Here is a 5940-nt window from a genome sequence, read left to right as displayed (position 1 = left end):
GGCATAACGTATATTATGTTCATTAGCGTACTCGGCATTGTGAATATAATTTTACTGAGATTCACAATGTCGAGCTGTAGCACCAACTGAGGTTGCGTAGGCTACAGTCTTGGATATGCTATTTAACTTATGTTTACCTAAAATCTAGTTTATAAATTATTTTTACAATATATTTATTAATTTCAATATTTTGAATAAAAGTAATAGGAATTTATTAAAAATGAGTTCATGAACTCGTAGAATTTTTAAGTACATTTATATAAAAGGCTAAGTTCTCCCAGCAAAGAAATAGATGCCGTTTAGATAAAATTTTCAATCAAATAATCTTATTGTTGATATTTCTAGTCACATAGTCTATTTTCATTATATGAATTATTCTTCTTTACCCAAAAGACCACGTGGTCGACCAACCAAACACGGTTGTAACTATGCAGACACTAAAGAAGTTTTAATCCGCCGAGGTATCGAGTTACTGACCGAACGTGGAATGAATGCTATGAGCTTGGACGATCTCATGAAATCAGTCCAAGTTCCTAAAGGGTCTTTCTACCATTATTTTGTAAATAAAGAGGCTTTTATTTTAGAAGTCTTAGATGCTTATGAGCTTTATTTTGTAAAGCGATTGAATAAGTTTTTAAGTCAAACTGATCTTTCCCCACTAGAAAAGCTGCAAAATTTTGTAAAAGATGCGGGTGAAAAAATGCAAAAATATGATTTTAAACGAGGTTGTATTTTAGGTAACTTAGGACAAGAAGTGTCGTATTTGCCACAAGAAATCATTGCCCGAATCGAAAGTATCTTTAAGGTATGGGAGAAATTAGTTTCTGATTGCCTACATCAGTCAAATTCACAATATAGCCTAGCTGATTGCGATGAAGCTGCTTATCAGTTTTGGATTGGGTGGGAAGGTGCAGTTCTAAGAGCACGTTTGGTCAAATCAACAAGTCCCTTAGATGCATTTTATCGCTTGTTTACTTTAGCTGTAAAACAACAAAATCACGTAAAAAGTTAATTAAAAAAATAAATGCAGACGTCTGTATTTATTTTTTTAATTAATTCTAGACAAGCAGTCTAATTAAATAGAGAGGAAGTTCTATGTACAAAGGTATTGTAATTACTAAAGATGAAGCAGGTTACACATCACAAATTACTGAGATTGCATCAAAGCCTTTACAAGAAGGAGAGGTTAGAGTCGAAGTCAAATATTCAACACTCAATTATAAAGATGCTTTAGCCATTACTGGGCGTTCACCAGTGGTGCGTAGTTTTCCTTTGACCCCAGGCATCGATTTTTCGGGTGTTGTGATTGAATCAAAACATCCAGCATGGAAAGAAAGAGATGAAGTTCTACTGAATGGTTGGGGAGTGGGTGAAAAGTATTTTGGAGGGCTAGCCGAGCAAGTCACTGTTTCTGGTGATTGGCTCATACAAAAACCTTCTGCTTTTTCTTTTAAAGATACGATGGTTATTGGTACAGCAGGTTATACCGCAATGTTGTGTGTCATGGCTTTACAAAAGCATGGTATTAAACCAAGTGATGGAAAAATTTTAGTGACAGGTGCAAATGGTGGAGTAGGTAGTATTGCCATTATTATTTTGAATTATCTTGGTTATGAGATTACAGCTTCAACTGGTCGACCTCAAGAGTCAGAATATTTAACCTATCTAGGTGCGAGTGAAATTATTGATCGTATTGAATTATCTTCCCCAGGAAAGCCATTAAACAAAGAAGTTTGGGCTGGCGTGATTGATACTGTTGGAAGCCATACTTTAGCCAATGCATGTGCTAGTACAAAATATCGTGGTGCAGTTGCTGCGTGTGGTTTGGCAGGCGGAATGGATTTTCCAGCAACAGTTGCTCCATTTATTCTAAGAGGGATTACCTTATATGGAATTGATAGCGTGATGGCACCAATCGAATTAAGAAAAGAAGCATGGGAACGTTTGGCTACAGAATTAGATCAAACAAAATTAGAAACAGTAACGACTGAAATTCAGTTAACAGATGCTTTAAATATTTCAAATGAAATTTTAGATGGAAAAATTCGAGGTAGAGTTGTTGTACAGATATAGTTCAACAAAATGAAGTTGTGGGACTGTTCTAAATTTTGTGTAAGTACTTAATTTTCATTTATCCTACTGAGGATAATAAAAAGAGGTACTTCACATGGATGAAGCTACAATCAAAAGTATGGCAGCTGAATTAGCTAAAGGTTTAAAAACTCCTGAAGATTTAAACCAAATGACAGCCATATTTAAATGTATTAGTTTAGCAATGAATTGTTTTACGATTCAGTTCGATGATCGATTAAAAGATCATTTATAAAAAATGGGACTTACACAAAATAATTTACAGGCTCGTAGAAACATGAAAATACATTCTTTTGGTGAACACAATAACATTACTTTATCTAATAATTGTATTGAAGTTCGAGGTGCACGTGAGCATAACCTTAAGGATGTAGATGTTTCTATCCCAAGAAATGCACTTGTTGTTTTCTCAGGTGTATCGGGTTCAGGAAAATCATCACTTGCTTTTGGAACTATTTTTGCTGAAGCACAAAGAAGATATTTCGAATCTGTTGCACCTTATGCAAGACGCTTAATAGATCAGGCCGGAGTACCAGATGTTGATGCTATTGATGGTCTACCACCAGCAGTAGCATTGCAACAACAACGTGGTGCAAGTAATACCCGTTCTTCTGTTGGAAGTGTAACAACTTTATCAAGTCTCGTGCGAATGATTTATTCGCGTGCTGGTGCATATCCTGCCGATCAGCCAATGTTATATGCCGAGGACTTTTCACCGAACACTCCTCAAGGTGCTTGTCCTACCTGTCATGGTTTAGGTCACATTTATGAAGTTACAGAATCGACAATGGTTCCTGACCCAACACTCAGTATTCGTGAGAGAGCTATCGCATCATGGCCACCTGCTTGGCACGGGCAAAACTTACGCGATATCCTAGTAACCCTAGGGTATGATGTTGATCGACCATGGAAAGATTTACCGCAATCGGATAGAGACTGGATTTTATTTACTGAAGAAACCCCAACAGTTCCTGTCTATGCTGGTTTAAGCCCCGCTGAGACTCAATCTGCACTTAAACGTAAACTAGAACCCAGCTATATGGGCACTTTCACTGGTGCTCGTCGCTATGTCCTTCATACTTTTGCTAATACCCAAAGTACGTTGATGAAAAAACGTGTTTCACGTTTTATGGAAGGAAAAATATGCCCTTCCTGTCATGGTAAACGCCTTAAACCAGAAGCCTTATCTATTACCTTTGCTGGAGTAGATATTGGTGAGTTTATGCAACTTTCTTTGGATAAGTTAACTTGCCTGCTTGAGCCCATTGTTCTTGGCAATTTCGACGCTCATGATGCTGGAGAAAAGACTAATAATAAAGTAACCCAACTTGATAGATCTGAACGAGCAACAACAGGTAGAGCTGTGCATTCTGTATCTCCAGATGTAAGACGTACGTCAGCACTTTCAGATGAAAAGAAAATTGCTGCCCAGCGTTTAGCAAATGGTGTGGTGGGGCGTTTAAATCAATTACGCCAGTTAGGTCTTGGTTATCTAACATTAGATAGAGCCACACCGACTCTTTCAGCGGGAGAGTTACAACGTTTGCGTTTAGCAACACAATTAAGTTCTATGCTATTTGGTGTAGTTTATGTACTGGATGAACCGTCTGCTGGATTACATCCTTCAGATAGTCAGTCATTATATGATTCTCTCGATAAATTAAGAGACGCTGGAAACTCCGTATTTGTTGTAGAGCATGATTTAGAGCTCATGCGTCGTGCTCAATGGTTAGTGGATGTTGGACCAGATGCAGGAGAGCAAGGTGGTAATATTTTATATAGTGGAGTACCTCAGGGTTTAAGTGAGATTTCAGCTTCACGTACTGCAAGTTATTTATTTAATAAAATCCCAGTTACTCAAAGTTATGGACGTACACCCTCTGGTTGGCTTGAACTTAACAATATTTACCGACATAACCTGCATAATATTGATGCTCGTATACCTCTTGGTGTACTTACAGCAGTTACAGGTATTTCAGGTTCAGGTAAATCTAGTCTCGTTTCTCAAGCTTTACCCGAGTTAGTACTTTCATATTTAGGCAATGAATCTGAAACTGAAAACAATAATGAAAATAATCCTTTAAATGAAGGAATGTTGGTTACCGAGGTTACACAGGGTTCTCTGGCTGGTGATGTGGAGGCTATACAGCGTCTGGTACAGGTTGATCAAAAACCAATTGGCCGTACTCCACGTTCTAATCTGGCAACTTATACGGGTTTATTTGATCATGTTAGAAAGTTATTTGCTGGGACTCCTGAAGCTCGCCAAGCTCATTATGATGCTGGACGTTTTTCGTTTAATGTGGCTAAAGGGCGATGTGAAACTTGTGAAGGTGAAGGCTTTGTCAGTGTAGAATTATTGTTTATGCCAAGTGTATATGCCCCTTGTCCGACATGTCATGGTGCTCGATATAATGATGACACTCTGAAAATTCGCTGGAATGGACGTAATATTGCTGAAGTATTAGGAATGACCGTCAATGAAGCACGTGATTTTTTTGATGGAGAGGTCTCGCTTGCTCGTTCACTACAATTATTAAAGGAAATTGGCCTTGGTTATTTACGTTTAGGGCAACCAGCGACTGAACTATCTGGTGGAGAAGCGCAACGTATTAAATTGGCGACCGAGCTGCAACGCAATCAGCGTGGAAATACACTGTATATACTTGATGAGCCAACTACAGGTTTGCATCCATCAGATGTAGATCGATTGTTAGTTCAATTGCAGCGATTAGTCGATGCGGGTAATACCGTGGTTATGATTGAGCATGATATGCGTGCCGTTGCACAAGCAGATTGGGTGATTGATGTGGGACCAGGTGCTGGAAATGCTGGTGGGAATATTGTTGTGGCAGGAACACCAAAACAAATAACAGAAAATCAAGATAGCCGTACTGCTCCATATTTAGTTAATGAGTTAGTGAGTCGTGATACTAAACGTTGATATTGCGAGTGAGTAGAATAAAGACTTAAATTAAAATCCTGTAAAATCAATCAGATATTTTTTTGTTTTAGGTGGTGTGTGTGCATGAAATCTAAAAAAATTTTTTCAACTAAGGGCTTTGTTACACAAACCTATCTGTAAAGGGTTTTTCAGCGATATAATTTTCAAATGAAGAAGCCTACACACAAAATCTACCGCACAACCAATTGGCCCGCATATAACCGAGCACTCATGAGTCGCGGAAATATTGCCATTTGGTTTGATCCTGCTACGCAATGGTATGCGCCATCAAAAGGCAAACAAGGGCGAAATCAAACCTACTCCGACGCAGCCATCCAATGCTGCTTAATGATTAAATCCTTATTCCGTCTGTCTTTACGTATGGTCACTGGCTTTGTGCAAAGTCTGATTAAACTTTGCGGATTAAATTGGATAGCTCCAGATTACACCACGCTTTGTAGAAGACAAAAGCATATTGATATTGTAATCAGCTACCAAAAAAGTAGCGATGGGCTGCATCTACTCATGGACTCTACAGGCATGAAGTTTCTAGGTGAGGGCGAATGGAAACGCAAGAAACATGGACCTGAATATCGTCGCCAATGGCGTAAACTACATATTGGGGCGAATTCAAACATGAGGTGCGACAGTTTCAAAAGTCTTATGATAATCAATAAGTTGAGCAAATTTCTCTAATGGTGTAAGCCAATCTAAAGCTTTTCTAGGACGAATATTCAGTGACATGGCAACTTGATTTAAATAATGCTGATCTGCCTGGTTTAAATCAATCCCTTTAGGTAAATATTGCCTAATTAAACCATTCATATTTTCGCATGTGCCGTTTTGCCAGGGGGAATGTGGGTCACAGAAATATACATCTATGCCTAAATCTTCTTCGAGTATTT

The 5940-nt window shown here is 38.3% G+C and carries 5 protein-coding genes and 1 pseudogene; 5 read left to right on the top strand and 1 reads right to left on the bottom strand.

From position 1 onward, the window contains the following. Positions 1-367: 367 nt before the first annotated feature. The 5 genes and pseudogenes from MF4642_RS16070 to MF4642_RS16055 form a co-directional block, all read left to right on the top strand. On the top strand, positions 368-1012 hold the full coding sequence (locus tag MF4642_RS16070; protein ID WP_078389310.1) for a TetR/AcrR family transcriptional regulator: 645 nt from the start codon (positions 368-370) through the stop codon (positions 1010-1012). Between the two features lie 83 nt (positions 1013-1095). Further along, positions 1096-2073: an MDR family oxidoreductase gene (locus tag MF4642_RS16065; RefSeq protein WP_078389309.1), complete on the top strand. Its 978-nt coding sequence runs from the start codon at positions 1096-1098 to the stop codon at positions 2071-2073. Between the two features lie 94 nt (positions 2074-2167). Beyond that, the gene (locus tag MF4642_RS16890) at positions 2168-2326 is read left to right on the top strand and encodes a hypothetical protein (RefSeq protein ID WP_161489514.1); all 159 of its coding nucleotides are present in this window, start codon (positions 2168-2170) and stop codon (positions 2324-2326) included. 42 nt (positions 2327-2368) lie between these two features. Further along, positions 2369-5035 (top strand): excinuclease ABC subunit UvrA, encoded by a 2667-nt coding sequence (locus MF4642_RS16060; protein WP_078426834.1) that lies wholly within the window; start codon positions 2369-2371, stop codon positions 5033-5035. 168 nt (positions 5036-5203) lie between these two features. Beyond that, positions 5204-5668: pseudogene (locus MF4642_RS16055) on the top strand (IS5 family transposase); the annotation flags it as partial. On the opposite strand, the gene MF4642_RS16050 reads toward MF4642_RS16055, so the two are convergent. After that, positions 5666-5940: IS30 family transposase (locus tag MF4642_RS16050; RefSeq protein WP_153041803.1), on the bottom strand; the 275-nt coding region annotated here is incomplete at its 5' end. The pseudogene MF4642_RS16055 and the gene MF4642_RS16050 sit on opposite strands and share 3 nt — an antisense overlap.

Origin of the sequence: Acinetobacter sp. MF4642, assembly GCF_002018925.1 — a bacterium.
GTDB classification, from domain to species: domain Bacteria; phylum Pseudomonadota; class Gammaproteobacteria; order Pseudomonadales; family Moraxellaceae; genus Acinetobacter; species Acinetobacter johnsonii.
Note: the sequence above shows the minus strand (reverse complement) of the source record. Positions and strands in the feature narration are given on the sequence as shown.